The organism is Pseudoalteromonas sp. PSi26, from assembly GCF_054960575.1.
Genome location: NZ_JBHNYT010000011.1, coordinates 129367 through 149234, shown reverse-complemented (window position 1 = coordinate 149234; position 19868 = coordinate 129367). Strand labels below are relative to the sequence as shown.

Annotated in this window: 12 protein-coding genes and 1 tRNA gene; 1 reads left to right on the top strand and 12 read right to left on the bottom strand. The window is 41.6% G+C overall.

The genetic code is table 11. From position 1 onward, the window contains the following. Positions 1-62 precede the first annotated feature (62 nt). From fusA to ACFI34_RS13185, 12 genes are all read right to left on the bottom strand, one after another. Complete coding sequence (gene fusA, locus ACFI34_RS13240) at positions 63-2177, bottom strand: elongation factor G (protein WP_006791258.1); 2115 nt, start codon at positions 2175-2177, stop codon at positions 63-65. A gap of 27 nt (positions 2178-2204) precedes the next feature. Continuing rightward, entirely contained in the window at positions 2205-2675 is a 471-nt protein-coding gene (gene rpsG, locus ACFI34_RS13235) for a 30S ribosomal protein S7 (RefSeq protein WP_004588211.1), read from the bottom strand. A gap of 97 nt (positions 2676-2772) precedes the next feature. Further along, positions 2773-3147: a 30S ribosomal protein S12 gene (gene rpsL, locus ACFI34_RS13230; protein ID WP_002958885.1), complete on the bottom strand. Its 375-nt coding sequence runs from the start codon at positions 3145-3147 to the stop codon at positions 2773-2775. A gap of 194 nt (positions 3148-3341) precedes the next feature. Beyond that, on the bottom strand, positions 3342-7517 hold the full coding sequence (gene rpoC / locus ACFI34_RS13225) for a DNA-directed RNA polymerase subunit beta' (protein WP_462673830.1): 4176 nt from the start codon (positions 7515-7517) through the stop codon (positions 3342-3344). A gap of 104 nt (positions 7518-7621) precedes the next feature. Next, complete coding sequence (gene rpoB, locus ACFI34_RS13220; protein WP_006791260.1) at positions 7622-11647, bottom strand: DNA-directed RNA polymerase subunit beta; 4026 nt, start codon at positions 11645-11647, stop codon at positions 7622-7624. 270 nt (positions 11648-11917) lie between these two features. Next, positions 11918-12280 (bottom strand): 50S ribosomal protein L7/L12, encoded by a 363-nt coding sequence (gene rplL / locus ACFI34_RS13215; protein WP_462673829.1) that lies wholly within the window; start codon positions 12278-12280, stop codon positions 11918-11920. Between the two features lie 73 nt (positions 12281-12353). Continuing rightward, positions 12354-12848 (bottom strand): 50S ribosomal protein L10, encoded by a 495-nt coding sequence (gene rplJ / locus ACFI34_RS13210; RefSeq protein ID WP_054206867.1) that lies wholly within the window; start codon positions 12846-12848, stop codon positions 12354-12356. Between the two features lie 320 nt (positions 12849-13168). After that, on the bottom strand, positions 13169-13873 hold the full coding sequence (gene rplA, locus ACFI34_RS13205; protein ID WP_462673828.1) for a 50S ribosomal protein L1: 705 nt from the start codon (positions 13871-13873) through the stop codon (positions 13169-13171). A gap of 3 nt (positions 13874-13876) precedes the next feature. Beyond that, on the bottom strand, positions 13877-14305 hold the full coding sequence (gene rplK, locus ACFI34_RS13200; RefSeq protein WP_002958879.1) for a 50S ribosomal protein L11: 429 nt from the start codon (positions 14303-14305) through the stop codon (positions 13877-13879). Between the two features lie 214 nt (positions 14306-14519). Next, on the bottom strand, positions 14520-15077 hold the full coding sequence (gene nusG, locus ACFI34_RS13195) for a transcription termination/antitermination protein NusG (RefSeq protein ID WP_006791264.1): 558 nt from the start codon (positions 15075-15077) through the stop codon (positions 14520-14522). Positions 15078-15081: 4 nt separating this feature from the next. Further along, positions 15082-15459, bottom strand: coding sequence for a preprotein translocase subunit SecE (secE, locus tag ACFI34_RS13190; protein WP_006791265.1), 378 nt, complete (start codon positions 15457-15459; stop codon positions 15082-15084). A gap of 132 nt (positions 15460-15591) precedes the next feature. Further along, a tRNA-Trp gene (locus tag ACFI34_RS13185) sits at positions 15592-15668 on the bottom strand. 160 nt (positions 15669-15828) lie between these two features. On the opposite strand from ACFI34_RS13185, the gene ACFI34_RS13180 reads away from it, so the two are divergent. After that, the gene (locus tag ACFI34_RS13180) at positions 15829-19800 is read left to right on the top strand and encodes a hybrid sensor histidine kinase/response regulator transcription factor (protein ID WP_462673827.1); all 3972 of its coding nucleotides are present in this window, start codon (positions 15829-15831) and stop codon (positions 19798-19800) included. Positions 19801-19868 lie beyond the last annotated feature (68 nt).

The following is a 19868-nucleotide window of genomic DNA, read 5'->3' as shown; positions in this document are numbered from 1 at the left end:
CTTAAAAAATTCCTAATTAAGAAATTAAAGCCTGACTCACTATTGAGCCAGACAAGCTAAAATCATATTACAGCGCGAGCTGAAATTATTGTATCTGCAACCTGCTTTGAGGCTTCAGCGTACTTCAAAAACTCCATAGAGTAAGAAGCACGACCCTGAGTTGCAGAACGTAAAGCAGTCGCATAACCGAACATTTCAGACAGTGGAACCTGCGCATTTATTTGCTTAAGCCCACCAAGTGCATCTTCCATGCCCTCGATCATGCCGCGACGACGGTTTAAGTCGCCAACTACATCACCCATGTTTGAGTCAGGAGTGATTACCTCAACCTTCATTAGTGGTTCTAAAAGAACTGGGTTTGCTTTAAGCGCACCGTCTCTCATAGCTAATGAACCTGCAATTTTAAATGCCATTTCATTCGAATCTACATCATGGAACGAACCATCATATAAAGTCGCTTTAACGCCAAGTAAAGGATAGCCTGCCAGTACACCTTGAGACATTTGCTCTTGGATACCTTTGTCTACCGCTGGGATGTATTCTTTAGGAACTGATCCACCTACGGTTTCGTTAACGAATTCGTAAATTGGAGAATCATCATCCGAAATATCCATCGGTTCAAGCTTCAACCAAACGTGACCATATTGACCACGACCACCTGATTGACGAATGAACTTTCCTTCAACTTCTACAGTTGAACGAATAGCTTCACGATATGAAACCTGCGGCTTACCAACGTTACATTCAACACTGAATTCACGTTTCATACGGTCGACGATAATATCTAGGTGAAGTTCACCCATACCAGAAATAATTGTCTGGCCTGATTCTTCGTCAGTTTGTACGCGGAAAGACGGATCTTCGGCAGCTAGTTTACCTAGCGCGATACCCATCTTGTCCTGGTCAGCGATTGTGCGAGGCTCAACCGCAACAGAAATAACTGGTTCTGGGAATTCCATACGCTCAAGCGTAATAATTGAATTCGGAGCACACAGTGTCTCACCTGTTGTAACGTCTTTAAGACCAATAGCCGCCGCGATGTCGCCTGCGTAGACTTCTTTGATCTCTTCACGAGAGTTTGAATGCATCTGTACGATACGGCCAAGTCGCTCACGCTTACTTTTAACTGGGTTGTATACCGCGTCACCCTGTTTAACAGTACCAGAGTAAACACGGAAAAAGGTTAAAGTGCCAACAAACGGGTCTGTTGCAATTTTAAATGCAAGTGCAGCAAACGGCGCTTTATCATCAGCTGGACGTTCCTCTTCGGTACCATCTTCTAAGATACCTTGGATTTGTTTAACTTGTTCTGGTGAAGGCATGTATTCTACAACGCCGTCAAGCACCGCTTGAACACCTTTGTTTTTAAATGCGCTTCCACAAGTTACTGGAACAATCTCATTGGCCAATGTGCGTTGACGTAAAGCATTTTTAATTTCTGCTTCACTTAACTCTTCACCTTCTAAGTATTTGTCCATTAGTTCTTCTGAGGCTTCAGCAGCGCTTTCAACTAAATGAGAGCGCCATTCTTCAGCTGACTCAAGAAGGTCTGCCGGTATTGCCTCATATGTGAAAGTCATCCCCTGGTCCGCTTCGTTCCAGTTAATCACTTTCATTTTTATAAGGTCAATAACACCTTTAAAGTCGTCCTCAGCGCCTACTGGCAACTGAATAGGAACAGGCGTTGCTCCAAGACGAGATTTCACCTGGCTAACAACAGCTAAAAAGTCAGCGCCCGTGCGATCCATTTTATTTACGAAGATCATTCTTGGAACTTCGTATTTGTTCGCTTGACGCCAAACTGTTTCAGTTTGCGGCTGTACACCAGAAGAAGCACAAAGCACAACTACCGCACCATCAAGTACACGTAAAGAACGCTCTACTTCGATAGTGAAATCTACGTGTCCTGGAGTATCAATAATATTGATACGATGGGCGTCAAATTGAGCGTCCATCCCTTTCCAAAAACACGTTGTTGCAGCAGAAGTGATTGTGATACCACGCTCTTGTTCCTGCTCCATCCAGTCCATAGTTGCAGCGCCATCATGTACTTCACCGATCTTATGAGAAAGACCTGTGTAGAACAGAACACGTTCTGTTGTGGTGGTTTTGCCTGCATCTACGTGAGCTACTATGCCGATATTACGGTAGCGCTCAAGTGGAGTTGTACGTGCCATATGATCCTCTTAAAGGTTAAGGACAGATTACCAACGGTAATGAGCGAATGCTTTATTCGCTTCAGCCATACGGTGAACGTCTTCACGTTTCTTAACCGCAGTGCCTTTATTATCAGCAGCGTCAACGATTTCTTGAGCTAAACGTAAGCCCATAGATTTTTCGCCACGCTTACGTGCAGCGTCTACTAACCAACGCATACCTAATGCGTTGCGACGAACTGGACGTACTTCAACTGGTACTTGATAAGTTGAACCACCAACACGGCGAGATTTAACCTCTACCTGTGGACGGATGTTATCAAGTGCAGATTCAAAGATTTCTAGGTGCGACTTGCCTGATTTCTCAGCAGCCACGTCTAGCGCACCATAAACAATTTTTTCAGCAGTAGATTTCTTGCCGTCTAACATTACGATGTTAACGAATTTAGCAAGAAGTTCCGATCCGAACTTAGGATCTGGAAGAATTTTACGTTGACCTATTACGCGTCTTCTAGGCATTTTGTATCTCCGGTTTATTCAGGTTTGCTCTTTCGAGTCAATCACCCAAAACAATAATTAATAATATTTAGTGCTTGGCCTTACTAACGGAATACAATTACCCTTTAGGGCGTTTTGCACCGTATTTAGAACGAGCTTGACGACGGTCGCTAACGCCTGCACAGTCAAGTGCACCACGTACAGTGTGAAAACGCACACCTGGTAAATCTTTAACACGACCACCACGGATTAGGATTACACTGTGCTCTTGAAGGTTATGACCTTCACCACCGATGTAAGATGTTACTTCGAAACCGTTAGTTAAACGTACACGAGCTACTTTACGTAACGCTGAGTTTGGTTTCTTAGGTGTAGTTGTATATACACGAGTACATACACCGCGCTTTTGCGGACACGCTTTTAGTGCAGCTGAGTTACTTTTCGTAACCTTGCTACGGCGTGGCTTACGCACTAGCTGGTTAATAGTTGCCATTTAAATAGCTCCTGAAATTAAAATTACTACTGAAAAAAATAAAAAAATCCGCCCTTTATTACCTGCCTACGATAAGCACACAAGTAAATGGGTGGCGGAATTTTAATGAGCAAAGTTTAACCTGTCAACCTAAACTAACCGTAAGACAGCACTTAACTGCCTTACGATCTCTTAATCTATTGATTAAGAACAGTTTATTGATTTCCAGACAAATCAGCATTTAGTGCATCAGTTAGTGCTTGAGTTGCCTCTTCAGCGCTTACTGTTTGCTCTTCTACTACTTCTTTGCTTTGTTTACGGCGAGCCATACGATCTTGATGATACGCAAAACCGGTACCGGCTGGGATCAAACGACCCACAATTACGTTTTCTTTCAGACCGCGAAGCTCATCGCTCTTACCATTCACTGCTGCATCTGTAAGAACACGTGTTGTTTCTTGGAAAGACGCTGCAGAGATGAAAGATTCTGTCGCTAGTGATGCTTTAGTAATACCCATTAACTGGATTTCAAACTTCGCTGGGATCTTACCTTGTTTTTCAAGGTCACGGTTTGCGATATTAACGCGCGCCACTTCGATTTGTTCACCAGCTAAGAAGTCAGTATCACCACCGTGTAAAATGGTACATTTACGTAACATTTGACGGATAATTGTTTCAATGTGCTTGTCATTGATCTTAACGCCTTGCAAACGGTAAACCTCTTGCACTTCGTTAACAATGTAGTTAGCAACATGAGTCACACCACGTAGGCGTAAGATGTCATGTGGTGATTCAGGACCATCGGCGATTACTTCACCTTTAGACACTTGTTCACCTTCAAACACGTTAAGTTGACGCCACTTAGGAATCATTTCTTCGTAATGATCACCTTCAGCTGGAGTAATAACTAAACGCTTCTTACCTTTAGTCTCTTTACCGAAGCTAATAGTACCAGTGATTTCAGCTAAGATAGCTGGATCTTTTGGCTTACGGGCTTCAAATAAGTCGGCTACGCGTGGTAGACCACCCGTGATATCACGAGTTTTAGAGCCTTCTTGCGGGATACGTGCTAACACGTCACCTGGGTTTGCAGTCGCACCGTCTGTTACTTCAATCGTTGTGAATGAAGGAAGACGTGTTTCTTGCAGACCACGCTCATCACTTTCGATGATAAGTTTAGGCTCTTTAGCATTCGCTTTAGCAAGGTCTTTAACTACAATACGAGTCAAACCAGTTAGTTCATCGGTTTGTGTCTCTGTATTCGAGTCATCGATATCGCTAAACGATACTTTTGATTTGTGCTCAAGAACGATTGGGTGACTATGCGGGTCCCAAGTAGCAACAATGTCGTTACCTTGAACTTCTGCATTGTCTTGAACTGTTAATACTGCACCATAAGGTACTTTATAACGCTCTTTTTCACGGCCATGACTATCGATGATAGTGATTTCCGTTGAACGAGACGTAATAACAATCTTACCGTCTGTATTTAATACATACTTAGCATTGTGAAGTTTTAATGTACCGTTAGTTTTAACTTGTACATTATTTTCAGCTGACGCTCGAGATGCCGCACCACCGATGTGGAATGTACGCATCGTAAGCTGTGTACCCGGCTCACCAATTGACTGTGCCGCGATAACACCTACTGATTCACCTGCGTTGATGATATGACCACGTGCTAGGTCACGACCATAACAGTTAGCACATACACCAAAGTCATTATCACATGTGATAACTGAGCGTACGCGTACTTCATCAACCGAGTGCTCTTCTAAAAGGTCACACAGTTTTTCATCAAGCATGATATTACGTTCTACAAGTACTGTATTGGTACCTGGAATAACAACATCTTCAGCTACAACACGACCTAGTACACGTTCGCGAAGCGCTTCTACAACATCACCACCTTCAATTAGCGGTTTCATTGTTAAGCCATCTTCTGTGCCACAGTCGTCTTCGTTGATTACCAAATCTTGTGCAACGTCTACTAGACGACGCGTTAAGTAACCCGAGTTCGCTGTTTTCAGTGCTGTATCGGCTAGACCTTTACGCGCACCGTGAGTCGAGATGAAGTACTGAAGTACGTTTAGACCTTCACGGAAGTTAGCCGTGATTGGTGTCTCGATGATTGAACCATCTGGACGTGCCATTAGACCACGCATACCTGCTAGCTGACGGATCTGAGCGGCACTACCACGAGCACCTGAGTCGGCCATCATAAACACTGAGTTAAATGACGGTTGCTCTACTTCTTCACCTTTCGCGTTGGTTACTGTGTCTTTTGACAAGTTAGCCATCATCTCACGTGATAAGTTTTCATTTACACGTGACCAAATATCGATAACTTTGTTGTACTTCTCACCAGCCGTTACAAGACCTGATTGGAATTGTTGGTTGATTTCAGTTACTTCAGCTTCTGCTGATTCAATGATCTGCGCTTTAACCGGTGGGATAACTAAGTCATCGATACCGATAGAAACACCAGACTTCATTGCGTAATGGAAACCGGTGTACATAACTTGGTCAGCAAACACAACGGTGTCTTTAAGACCTAAGCGACGGTAACATTCATTCAACAAGCTAGAAATCTGCTTTTTACCTAGTGGCTGGTTGATTGACTCAAACGGCATACCAGTTGGTAAAATTAGAGACAGAATTGCACGACCTACGGTTGTTTCGATAACCGTTGTAGTATCTTCTACTACACCGTGTTCGTTAGCAACTGACTGGCTAATACGTACTTTCACAATAGCGTGAAGGTCTGCATTACCACTGCGGTATGCTTTTTCTGCTTCTTTAGGATCTTTAAATATTGCGCCTTCGCCTTTCGCGTTAATACGATCACGCGTCATGTAGTAAAGACCCAATACAACATCCTGTGAAGGAACGATGATTGGCTCACCATTCGCAGGAGATAGAATGTTGTTTGTAGACATCATCAATGCACGTGCTTCAAGCTGTGCTTCGATTGTTAACGGTACGTGTACCGCCATTTGGTCACCATCGAAATCGGCGTTGTACGCCGCACATACTAATGGATGCAAATGAATCGCTTTACCTTCGATAAGCACAGGCTCAAACGCTTGGATACCCAAACGGTGAAGTGTTGGTGCACGGTTTAGTAATACCGGATGTTCACGAATTACTTCGTCTAATACATCCCATACTTCAGCTACTTCACGCTCTACCATTTTCTTAGCAGCTTTGATTGTCGTAGCCATGCCGCGACGCTCTAGTTTGCCGTAGATAAATGGTTTGAATAGCTCAAGTGCCATCTTCTTAGGAAGACCACACTGATGTAGTTTAAGCGTAGGACCTACTGTGATTACAGAACGGCCTGAGTAATCTACACGCTTACCAAGTAAGTTCTGACGGAAACGACCTTGCTTACCCTTGATCATATCAGCAAGAGATTTAAGCGGGCGCTTGTTAGAACCTGTAATTGCACGACCACGACGACCGTTGTCAAGTAGCGCATCTACCGCTTCTTGTAACATACGTTTTTCGTTGCGTACGATAATATCTGGTGCAGCTAAATCTAGTAGACGCTTAAGACGGTTATTACGGTTAATAACACGACGGTAAAGGTCATTTAGATCAGATGTCGCAAAACGACCACCGTCTAATGGTACTAATGGACGTAGATCAGGTGGCAATACTGGAAGTACTGTCATGATCATCCACTCAGGGTTATTACCTGATTGGTGGAATGATTCCATTAACTTAAGACGTTTAGTGATTTTTTTACGTTTAGTTTCAGAGTTAATTGTTGGTAACTCTTCACGCATCTCAGCAATTAATTGGCCAAGATCAAGTTCACGAAGCAAGTCTAAAACTGCTTCAGCACCCATCTTCGCTTCAAACTCATCACCGTGCTCTTCTAATGCATCTAGGTATTCTTCTTCACCTAGTAACTGACCACGCTCAAGCGTTGTCATACCTGGCTCAGTTACTACGAATGATTCGAAGTAAAGAACACGTTCAATATCACGAAGCGTCATATCTAGCATTAAACCGATACGTGACGGTAATGATTTTAAAAACCATATATGTGCTACTGGGCTCGCAAGGTCAATATGACCCATACGATCACGACGCACTTTGGTCAGTGTAACTTCAACGCCACACTTCTCACAGATCACACCACGGTGTTTAAGGCGTTTATATTTACCACATAAACACTCATAATCTTTCACTGGGCCGAAAATACGGGCACAGAATAAGCCATCGCGCTCAGGCTTGAAAGTACGGTAGTTAATAGTCTCAGGTTTCTTTACTTCACCGTATGACCATGAACGAACCATGTCTGGTGAAGCAAGACCAATGCGAATTGCATCGAATTCTTCGGTCTTATTTTGTTGCTTCAGAAACTTAAGTAAGTCTTTCACCTTAGCTCTCCTGTCGGAGTTAATCTTGAGGACGGGTAATCTCGTCCCTACATTCTATTCAGCCGTAACAGATGCTGCAGCGTTAACTGCAGCATCTAATTGGCTTAATTTTCTTCCAACTCGATGTTGATACCCAGTGAGCGGATTTCTTTCAACAATACGTTGAACGATTCTGGCATACCTGGTTCCATCTTGTGGTTACCATCAACGATGTTTTTATACATCTTAGTACGACCATTCACGTCATCCGACTTCACTGTTAGCATTTCTTGTAGAGTGTAAGCAGCACCGTAAGCTTCAAGTGCCCATACTTCCATCTCACCAAAACGCTGGCCACCGAACTGTGCTTTACCACCCAGCGGCTGCTGAGTAACAAGGCTGTAAGAACCAGTAGAACGCGCGTGCATCTTATCATCAACCAAGTGGTTAAGTTTAAGCATGTACATGTAACCAACAGTTACTTGACGTTCAAACTGATCGCCAGTACGGCCATCATAAAGTGTAACCTGACCACTTCTAGGGTATCCACCAAGCTCTAGCATGTCTTTGATTTCGTCTTCTTTAGCGCCATCAAATGCAGGAGTAGCGATTGGTAAACCACCTTTTAAGTTTTCAGCTAGGCGACGAATTTCGTCATCAGAGAAACTTGCAATGTCTACAACTTGGCGAGATTCACCAATTTCGTAAGCTTGCTTGATGAATTCACGTAGCTCATGAAGCTCACGTTGCTCTTTCATCATTTCTTCTAAACGTTCACCGATACCACGTGCAGCAAGACCCATATGTGTTTCAAGGATCTGACCGATGTTCATACGCGATGGTACACCTAGTGGATTTAGTACGATATCTACCGTACGACCTTTATCATCGTATGGCATATCTTCTACTGGTACGATAGTCGAGATAACACCTTTGTTACCGTGACGACCCGCCATTTTATCACCCGGTTGGATACGACGTTTAACAGCTAGGTATACTTTAACAATTTTAAGTACGCCTGGTGCTAAGTCATCACCTTGAGTAATTTTACGACGTTTGTTTTCAAACTTCTTATCGTATTCAGCTTTAAGTTCATCGTACTGTGCAGCTAGTTGCTCAAGTTCAGCTTGCTTATCTTCTTCAGCAAGGCTTTGAGTTAATAGTTTTTCAGCATTTAATGACACTAAGTTGTTTTCATCAAAGCCTGCAGCTACAAGTAGCTTACGAGCGCGCTCTAAAACGCCAGCTTCAAGAATACGGAACTCTTCGTTGAAGTCTTTCTTCGCTTCGCGAAGCTGCATGTCTTCAACTTCTAACGCACGCTTATCTTTTTCAACACCATCACGGGTGAAAACTTGCACGTCAATTACGGTACCAGTTACAGAATTTGGTACACGTAAAGAGCTGTCTTTAACGTCAGATGCTTTTTCGCCGAAGATAGCACGCAGTAGCTTCTCTTCAGGTGTAAGCTGTGTTTCGCCTTTCGGAGTCACTTTACCTACTAGAATATCGCCGCCTTTAACTTCAGCACCAATATAAACAACGCCTGATTCATCAAGCTTGCCTAGTGCAGACTCACCCACGTTAGGGATATCTGCAGTGATCTCTTCTGGACCTAATTTAGTATCACGGGCAACACACTGTAGTTCTTGAATGTGGATAGTCGTTAAACGATCTTCTTCAACTACGCGCTCTGATAGTAAGATTGAATCCTCGAAGTTATAACCGTTCCATGGCATGAATGCCACGCGAAGGTTTTGACCAAGGGCTAAGTCACCTAAATCAGTCGAAGGACCATCTGCTAACACGTCACCACGAGTAACCGGTTCACCAACCATGCACGTTGGTTTTTGGTTAATACATGTATTTTGGTTAGAACGTGTGTACTTGGTTAAGTTGTAGATGTCGATACCCGCTTCACCAGGGATGCGTTCTTCTTCATGTACGTTTACAACGATGCGACTTGCGTCGGCATACATTACTTCACCACCACGTTTTGCAACAATCGTTACACCAGAATCTTTCGCTAGTGTTAACTCAATACCTGTACCTACTAACGGCTTATCCGCTTTCAATGTTGGTACTGCTTGACGTTGCATGTTTGAACCCATCAATGCGCGGTTAGCATCATCGTGTTCTAGGAACGGGATAAGTGCTGCTGCTACAGAGATCACCTGTTGTGGTGATACATCCATATATTGCTGGTCCATGCGACCCATAAAGGTTGATTCACCTTTGTGACGACATGGAATAAGTTCATCTACAAACTCATTGGTTTCAGTTAAGTTTGAGTTCGCCTGTGCGATAACAAACTGACCTTCTTCAATGGCTGATAAGTAATCAACTTCATCAGTTACTACACCGTCTACCACTTTGCGGTAAGGTGTTTCTAAAAAACCGTAGTCATTTGTACGTGCGTACGTAGACAATGAGTTAATTAGACCGATGTTTGGACCCTCAGGCGTCTCGATTGGACATACGCGACCGTAGTGAGTTACGTGAACGTCACGTACTTCAAAGCCAGCGCGCTCACGCGTAAGACCGCCCGGACCTAATGCAGAAATACGACGCTTATGCGTTACTTCTGATAGCGGGTTATTTTGGTCCATAAACTGTGATAACTGAGACGAGCCGAAGAACTCTTTAACCGCTGCCGAAATAGGCTTAGCGTTAATAAGATCTTGTGGCATTATCGCGTCAAGGTCACCTAAGCTTAAGCGCTCACGTACAGCACGTTCTACACGTACTAGACCAACACGGAATTGGTTCTCAGCCATTTCGCCAACACTACGTATACGACGGTTGCCTAAGTGGTCGATATCATCAACATCGCCTTGACCGTTACGAATAGCAATTAATACTTTCATAACAGACACGATGTCTTCTTTGCTTAATGTGCCAGGGCCTGTGTCAGAATCGTAACCAACACGGCTATTAAACTTCATACGACCAACAGTTGATAGGTCGTAACGTTCTTCAGAGAAGAACAAGTTTTGGAATAAGGCTTCAGCCGCGTCTTTCGTCGGTGGCTCGCCTGGGCGCATCATGCGATAAATTTCTACTAGTGCTTCTAAACGGTTGCTTGACGAGTCAATGTTCAATGTATTTGACATATAAGCACCGCTGTCCACTTCATTGATGTACAACGTATCAATGGTAGTGTGACCGGCTTTAACTAATTCAGCCATAAGCTCAAGAGTTAATTCATCATTCGCATTTGCAATAACTTCACCCGTTGATTCATCAACGTAGTTTTTAGAAATAATACGGCCAATGATGTACTCATGAGGTACTTCTAACTGAGTAATGCCTTTTTTCTCGATACTCTTGATGTGACGAGCCGTAACACGACGCCCGCTTTCAACAAGTACTTCACCGTCTTCGCCTTTGATATCAAAAGCGGCAGTTTCACCACGTAAACGTGAAGGTACAAGTTCCATAAGAACTTTACCGTCAGCTACTTCAAACGCAGTAGTATCGAAGAAGATATCTAGGATTTCTTCACTAGAGTACTCAAGTGCACGTAAGATGATAGACGCCGGTAATTTACGACGGCGGTCAATACGTACATATAAGTTATCTTTTGCATCAAATTCGAAGTCTAACCATGAACCACGGTAAGGAATAACGCGTGCGTTATATAATACTTTACCTGATGAATGAGTTTTACCGCGGTCGTTATCAAAGAATACACCAGGGCTACGGTGTAGCTGAGAAACGATAACACGCTCTGTACCATTAATTACAAAGGTACCGGTATCGGTCATGAGCGGAATTTCGCCCATGTAAACTTCTTGCTCTTTAATGTCTTTAACTGTGCCTGGAGCTTCTTTGTCCATAACAACAAGACGCAGTTTCACGCGAAGTGGAGCAGAATAAGTCACACCGCGAATTTGACATTCTTTTACATCGAAAACTGGCTCACCAATACGGTAACTTACGTATTGAAGCTCAGAATTTCCCGAGTAGCTTTTTATAGGGAACACAGAACGGAAGGCAGCTTCCAAACCATGATCGCCATCAGCGTCCGGCACTAAGAATTTTTTAAACGATTCTAACTGTGTAGACAGTAAAAAAGGTATATCCAAAACTTGTGGACGTTTACCAAAATCCTTACGGATACGTTTCTTTTCAGAATAAGAGTAAGCCATGGGGTTCCTCAGCTTGCTGATCTTTGACCCGACCTGTTCTTGTAAGAACAGACTTAACTGGCAGCTATGCCAAGATTTACAACATTTTATTGTTGTTCTAATTAAATCCATTTTCAACACTAGCAAACTATAAAGCGTTGAAAGTAAAGAAATAATTAGATTTTATTTGCGCTATAAGAGTGCATCACTCCATAGCGCAAAAAGGCCGGTGATTAAATAATCACCAGCCCTTGCCTGATTTCTCAGGCAGCGAACTTAGCGTAAGCTAAATTACTTAACCTCAACTTCAGCACCAGCTTCAGTAAGATCTTTTGCAAGTGCTTCAGCTTCTTCTTTAGATACACCTTCTTTAACAGGTGTAGGAGCAGCTTCAACAAGAGCTTTAGCTTCTTTAAGGCCAAGGCCTGTAGCGCCACGAACAGCTTTGATTGCAGCAACCTTGTTAGCGCCAGCGCCAGTAAGGATTACGTCAAATTCTGTTTTCTCTTCAGCAGCTTCAGCAGCTGGACCAGCTACCATTGCAGCTGCAGCAGTTACGCCGAATTTTTCTTCCATTGCTTCAACAAGAGCAACAACGTCCATTACTGACATTTCAGCAATTGCGTCAAGGATTTGGTCTTTAGATACAGACATTACAAATTTCCTAATAATTAACGGACTTTAAGTCCAAATAAATTTTACACCGAAAGGATTAAACAACTTAAAATTAAGCAGCTTGCTCTTCTTTCTGTACACGTACTGCTTCAATTGTTTTACACAATTTGCCAGCAGACGCTTCTTTCATAGCACTCATTAAGCGTGCAACAGCTTCGTCGTATGTAGGTAGAGTTGCAAGCATAGCTGCATCTACTACGTTACCTTCAAAAGCGGCCGTTTTAAGCTCAAATTTCTCATTCTTTTTCGCGAAATCTGAAAAGATACGCGCAGCAGCACCAGGGTGCTCTGATGAGAAAGCGATTAAGCTTGGACCAACAAATGAATCAGAAAGACACTCAAAATCTGTTCCTTCAAGAGCACGTTTTGCTAAAGTGTTACGAACAACTTTCATCCATACACCAGCTTCACGAGCTTCTTTACGAAGGGCAGTGATTGCGCCAACTGTTACACCACGAGAATCTGCAACAACTGCAGATAGAGCACCATTGGCTGCTTCGTTGACTTCAGCAACTATTGCTTTTTTGCCTTGAAGATTTAAAGCCATGGGTGTTACTCCTGGTTTAATGGGGTTACCGACAATCGGTTTCCCCTGTTCTACTCTTCCCTACCAAAAAGGTAGAGATGCTTTTTACGGCGAGAGCCAGAAGGATTAGGAAAAATCTATCTGGGGTCTACACCGTCTACGTAGGTAAAATTAAGGCCTAAGCCGCCTACGGTCTTGGACGGAAGCCCAATTTATCGCTTTGCCAAAGGCGCACCGAAATTATGGACTTCAACCCGAATTCTTTAATTTGCTAATTAATAAATTAATCAACAAAATGGCGCGAAATTATAGTACAAATTTCGTGCCATGTAAACACTAAATTAAGCAACTACTGTGTTTAAAGTAGTTTGGTCAACAGAAACACCTGCGCCCATTGTTGTAGAGATAGTTACTTTTTTCAAGTAAACACCTTTAGCTTGAGAAGGTTTAGCCTTCTTAAGTGCAACAATTAGAGCTTCAAGGTTTTGTTGAAGTTGCTCAGCTGTGAAATCAACCTTACCAATAGTAGTATGGATGATGCCGTTTTTGTCATTGCGGTAACGCACTTGACCAGCTTTAGCATTTTTAACTGCTTCTGCAACGTTAGGTGTTACAGTACCAGTTTTAGGGTTTGGCATTAGACCACGTGGACCTAAGATTTGACCTAGTTGACCAACAACACGCATAGCGTCTGGAGATGCAACAACAACGTCAAAATCCATCTCGCCTTTTTTAACTAGCTCAGCAAGATCTTCCATACCTACTAATTCAGCACCGGCTTCTTTCGCAGCTTCTGCGTTAGCGCCTTGTGTGAATACTGCAACGCGAACGTCACGACCAGTACCGTTAGGTAGTACAGTTGCACCACGAACGTTTTGGTCAGATTTACGAGCATCGATACCAAGGTTAACAGCAACGTCAACACTTTCTACGAATTTAGCTGTCGCTAACTCTTTTAAAAGAGCAACTGCTTCATTGATTTCGTAATCTTTAGTTACTTCCACTTTTTCGCGGATAGTACGCATACGTTTAGTTAATTTAGCCATTTCTTAGTCCTCTACGTTCAAGCCCATCGCACGCGCAGAACCTGCGATAGTGCGAACCGCTGCGTCCATATCGGCAGCTGTAAGGTCAGTTCGTTTTGTCTCAACAATCTCTTCAAGTTGAGCACGAGTTACTGTGCCTACTTTATCAGTGTTAGGACGGCCTGAGCCTGACTTGATACCAGCAGCTTTCTTAAGTAAGTAAGCAGCAGGTGGCGTTTTCATGTCGAACGTAAATGAACGGTCACCGTAAACAGAGATCACTACAGGAACTGGAGCGCCTTTTTCGATAGATTCTGTACGTGCGTTGAACGCTTTACAGAATTCCATGATGTTTACACCGTGTTGACCTAGTGCAGGACCTACTGGAGGACTAGGGTTAGCCATACCAGCGGCAACTTGTAGCTTGATTAGAGCTTCAACTTTTTTAGCCATTATAAATACCTCATTTGGTGGGTCTTAGCCTTGTGCGCGCGAGGACGCGTACTCTAACGGCTTCCCAGTTTAAAAATTGGTTTCGTACTTTTTATACCGTAAAAATAAATTTTTACTTTTATACAAAAAGGCCGCTGATTATAAGATAATCAGCGGCCTTTTTCAAGCTTCATGCCAAAATTTAAAATTCCAGCAGTGAATCTTTTTTAATCAATTACTTATCTTGCTCAACTTGACCAAATTCAAGCTCAACTGGCGTAGAACGACCAAAAATAAGTACCGATACTTTTACGCGGCTTTTTTCGTAGTCAACTTCTTCAACTACACCACTGAAGTCTGCAAATGGACCGTCAGTTACGCGTACCACTTCACCTGGTTCGAATAATGTAGCAGGTTTAGGTGCTTCAGCATTTTCTTGTAGACGGTTAAGAATACGATCGGCTTCTTTAGAGCTAATTGGCGCTGGACGGTCAGATGTACCGCCAATAAAGCCCATTACACGCTCTGTGCTATTTACTAAGTGCCAGCTAGCGTCATTCATATCCATTTGTACTAGTACGTAACCTGGAAAGAATTTACGCTCAGATTTACGCTTTTGACCAGCGCGCATCTCAACAACTTCTTCAGTTGGTACTAATATTTCACCAAAGCTCTCTTCAAGACCTTCGATTTTAATGTGTTCAGTTAACGTTTGAGCTACACGCTTTTCATAACCAGAAAATGCTTGTACTACGTACCAACGTAATTTAATTTCTTTGTTCTCATCCGACATGGGATCAGATCTCCAATCCAGTTAAAAAGCCAACAGCGCGGAATAAAATGCCATCTAATCCCCAAAGGATAAGTGCCATAATCACGGTTGCAACCATTACAATTAATGTCGTGTGGGTAGTTTCTTGACGCGTAGGCCAAATAACTTTGCGTACTTCAATTCGCGCTTCTTTAGCGAAAGCAAGAAAGGTACGTCCCTTAAAAGTTTGTGAGGCAATGGCTAATCCGGCCGCTATTGCAACAACAACGCCGATAGCACGTAGTAATACAGACTGATCTGCATACATATGGTTACCAACAACTGCGCCTGCAAGTAGCGCGATTGCTACTAACCACTTCACTGACTCCATCCCGCTTGATGGTGTTTCTACATTCGTGCTCATAATATTATTACCTTAACTACAGACACAACAACCCTACACGCCGGCAGGGTTAATCCATTAAAATCTAAACTTAAAAACAGACTTATTTAAACCGATTTTTAACCCCAGACTTACTCATATTAATGAGTAAATTGGCAGGGGCGGAGAGATTCGAACTCCCAACCGTCGGTTTTGGAGACCGCTGTTCTACCAATTGGAACTACGCCCCTGCAAAGTGGATGCCTATTATACTTACGCAAATCATTTACACAAGCCTAAAAGATACCCGTAATGCAAAATCTCGATATTACTCAAAGCTATTACGCTTAACATTGATTGAAAAGCGGTTTATCATGGACCTATAGAAGGAATTATACAAGATAGGAAATCGTGACTACATCCATAAAAATTATAATTTTAACTTTTTTGCTTTTAGCTCATAGTCGTTCTATAGCTTTTTCATTTTACGTAGACACATACACACAAGAACAAGGCCTATCTCAAAACTCCCTCACTTGTAGTATTTCTGATAATAAAGGATTCCATTGGTTTGCAACACAGGATGGGTTAAATCGTTTTGATGGTTATGAGTTTACTACTTACAAATACAGCCCTGAAACGCCAAGCATTTCTGGGAATTGGATCACAGATTGCCTTAAGACTAAAAATGGCTCAATTTGGCTTTCTACAACCACAAACGGTTTGAATCAACTTAATCCAAAAACAGGGCAATTCCGTATTTTTAATCAGTTTTCAAAGCCTGCCATCCTCAACCACTCTATTTCATCTATTGCTTCACAAGATCATAATATACTCTGGCTCACACACGATAAAGGGCAGCTTACTCGTTTAGATACTGATAAAAATAAAACAAATCTGTTTAGTTACAGCGACTCATCAACCGCATTTAAAGATATAGTTTTTGATAGCGATGGTAATTTATTATTAGCCAGCAATAACGGACTTATCAAGTTTGATGTTAAAGCCAAGCAATTTAATCAGATTAAAAATAGCCCGAAATCTATATGGAAAATTACACTTACACCAAATGGTCACCTGATAATAGGTAGCAAAACAGGGTTAACTATTTTCAACACCACTACACAACAATTTTATCCAAATGAGTATTTTAAAAATATTTGGGTTACCGACATTCTTTTTGATGATAAAAATAACTTATGGGTAAGTACATACGGAAAAGGCCTATTCTTTCAAAATAATGAACTTTCATTACCAACTAAATTTCAGCAATTTACTCATTCTAATGACAATAGAAATGGCTTAGCAAACGATCATTTACTGTCTTTATATCAGGACCCACAAGGATTGATATGGATAGGCACTGATGGTTATGGCCTGCATCGCTACGACAAACGACAATCACAATTCGGACACTATAAACGCGATTCAAACAACGCTACTTCACTCTCTCACAATTTTATTAGGGCAATATTGAAGGATAGTAATAAGCAATTATGGGTCGGAACAAGAGATGGTCTCAATAGGCGTACTGACACTGGATATACCCAATATAAGGTTGATGACAGTAATAAATCGAGTCTCACGAGCAATAATATTTTCAGCCTTTATGAAGACACTAAAAATAGAGTTTGGGTAGGTACTTATGGCGGTGGCCTACTTCGCTATCATCAAAAAACAGACGACTTTACTGCATTTACAGTACAAAGCCATCAACTAAGTAGTAACCGGGTTTATGCTATCACTGAAGATAAAAACAATAATTTGTGGCTCGGCAGTAATAATGGTTTAACACGTTTTAACCCTGACACGCTGGAAGTTAAACACTTTAAATACAATAGTGATACTAATAGCCTCTCAAACAACACTGTTTTTGCCATACAATATGACCCCTATAATGATGTTATTTGGGTGGGAACTCGCGATGGATTAAATAAACTATCGCTGCATAACGAGGTGTTTACTCATTACAAAAGTAATTTAAACAAGACGGCTACACTGTCCAACAACATGGTAACTGCTTTATATTTACAAAATGCAAACACGTTATGGGTTGGTACCTTTGGCGGGTTGAATAAACTCGATATTGAAACACAGCACATTCAAACAATAACTGAAAGACAAGGCTTGCCGAATGAGAATATATTTGCGATCAAAAAGGGAAATACCGACGCATTATGGCTCAGTACTAATAATGGCTTAGTAAGGTACTTTGAAGATAACAAACAAGTACAGCTTTTTATGCCCGCAAACGGAATACAAGATAAATCTTTTATTTTAGGTGCTGCTCACAAAGCAGATGATGGAGAGCTCTTTTTTGGTGGTATTAATGGCTTCAATCAGTTTAAGCCAGAGCAACTTGCTTTTTCAACGTCGCCTCCTGATCCTGTTATTACTGATTTATTAATTAATAACCAACCAACCAAAACTATAAAAAGACTAAAACACAATAGCCAAGATGCTAAGTTAATGAGCCATACAGACACAATCGAGTTTCAACAACAAGATGGTGTAATAGGGTTTAGATTTTCAGCGTTAAATAGCATAGAACCGCCATCTCAATACAAATATGCATATAAACTAGCAGGCCTAGATAAGCAATTCTTGTACACCGACCATAAGCAGCGCCAAGTAAACTATTCTCAACTACCTTCAGGCAATTACCAGTTTATATTAAAAGTAAGCGATCAATACGGAAACTGGAGTGAAGCTAAAACATTGACCAGTATTACCGTAACTCCACCTTGGTGGAAAAGTAAACTAGCGTATTTGACCTATCTTTGTTTGATTATAGTGACCTTATGGTTAATCATCGCTTCCAGATATAAAGCCACGATTGCAGAACAACAAACCAAAAAAGAAAGAGAACTCAACACATTAAAAACACAGCTACTTGATAACGTCAGTCATGAGCTTAAAACACCTCTGAGTTTAATTTTAGCCCCACTGGAGGCCTTACAAAAAACTTATAAAGATACTGACACACAGCAAAAGTTAGCCATGATCCACAGAAATAGTCACAAACTATTAGATCAAATAAATCAACTCTTACAGCTTAGTCAGCGCCCAAGTTCTGCTGTAATGACTGTCTCACCATATGCTTTAAACCCCTTAATTACAGAGCTAGCGGAAGACTTTGGCAAATTATTTAAACAAAAAAAGATTACATTTACCTATGAGGGTTTTACACAAGCACCTATTTATATTGAAATAAAACACACTCATGTAATATCAATTGTTAGTAATTTATTAAGTAACGCGCAAAAATATACACCTACTGGTGGTGAGGTTGCACTTAGACTATCTGAAAACGATCATACAGTATCACTTGCTGTCACAGATACGGGAAAGGGTATTAAAGCAGAACACCTAGAAACCATTTTTCATCGATTTACTCGTATAAATAATACTGACGAAACCGGTAGTGGAATCGGCTTAGCCTTGGTTAAGCAGCTTACAGAGAAATATGGCGGACATATTTCTGTTCACAGTGAATTACACAAAGGTAGCTGCTTTACCGTCACTTTACCCACAGTGCATGCAAACCATAATCAAAAACCTCCAACACAAGCAATCGTTAATTCTCGCAACGAAAGAATAAATAAGATTTTAATTATTGAAGATAACGATGAAATGCGTCATTTACTCATTACATTGTTTGAAGAAAACTACGAATGTATTAGTACAACTAACGGTGAGCTAGGTTTAAGCATATGCAAAAGTAACATGCCAAGCCTTGTAATCAGTGATGTCATGATGCCTGTAATGGATGGTTATACATTTTTAAAAGCATTACGCTCTGATACTGCCATTAGCCACATTCCGGTATTATTACTTTCTGCAAAAGCCGACACACAAAGTCGCTTAAAAGGACTTGATTTACTCGCCGATGATTACTTAAGTAAGCCTTTTGAACCACAACTTTTATTAGGGCGTGTACAAGGACTGCTCGCAATTAGGAATGTACTAAACCAACACCTAAAACAACAACTCCCAGCACTATCGCAAACAGTCCAGCTTGACCAAAAAATGGCGCAAAATAAGGACTACTTATTTACCGAGCGCCTAAAAGATGTTGTGAAAACTCACTACCAAAATGAGGCATTCAGTGTTGAAGAGTTTGCTGAAGCAATTTTTTTAAGTCCTCGCGCTTTGCAGTTGAAAATGAAGTCACTTTATAACCTAACCCCCAGCGATTACATAAGGAATGTTCGTTTAGAGTTTGCACAACAGCTGTTGCAAAATAGTGACTTACCAATAGGTATAGTTGCCCAGCAAGTAGGCTTTAATTCACAAAGTTATTTTGCTCGATGCTTTAAGACAAGGTATTCACTTTCACCGAAACAGTATCGGGAGCAATCACAAATAATTTCGCATGTGTGACTAAATATTTCGCACCAGTGCTATTTTTAACCGACTGATTTTAATAAATTAACATCAAATTAAAAACT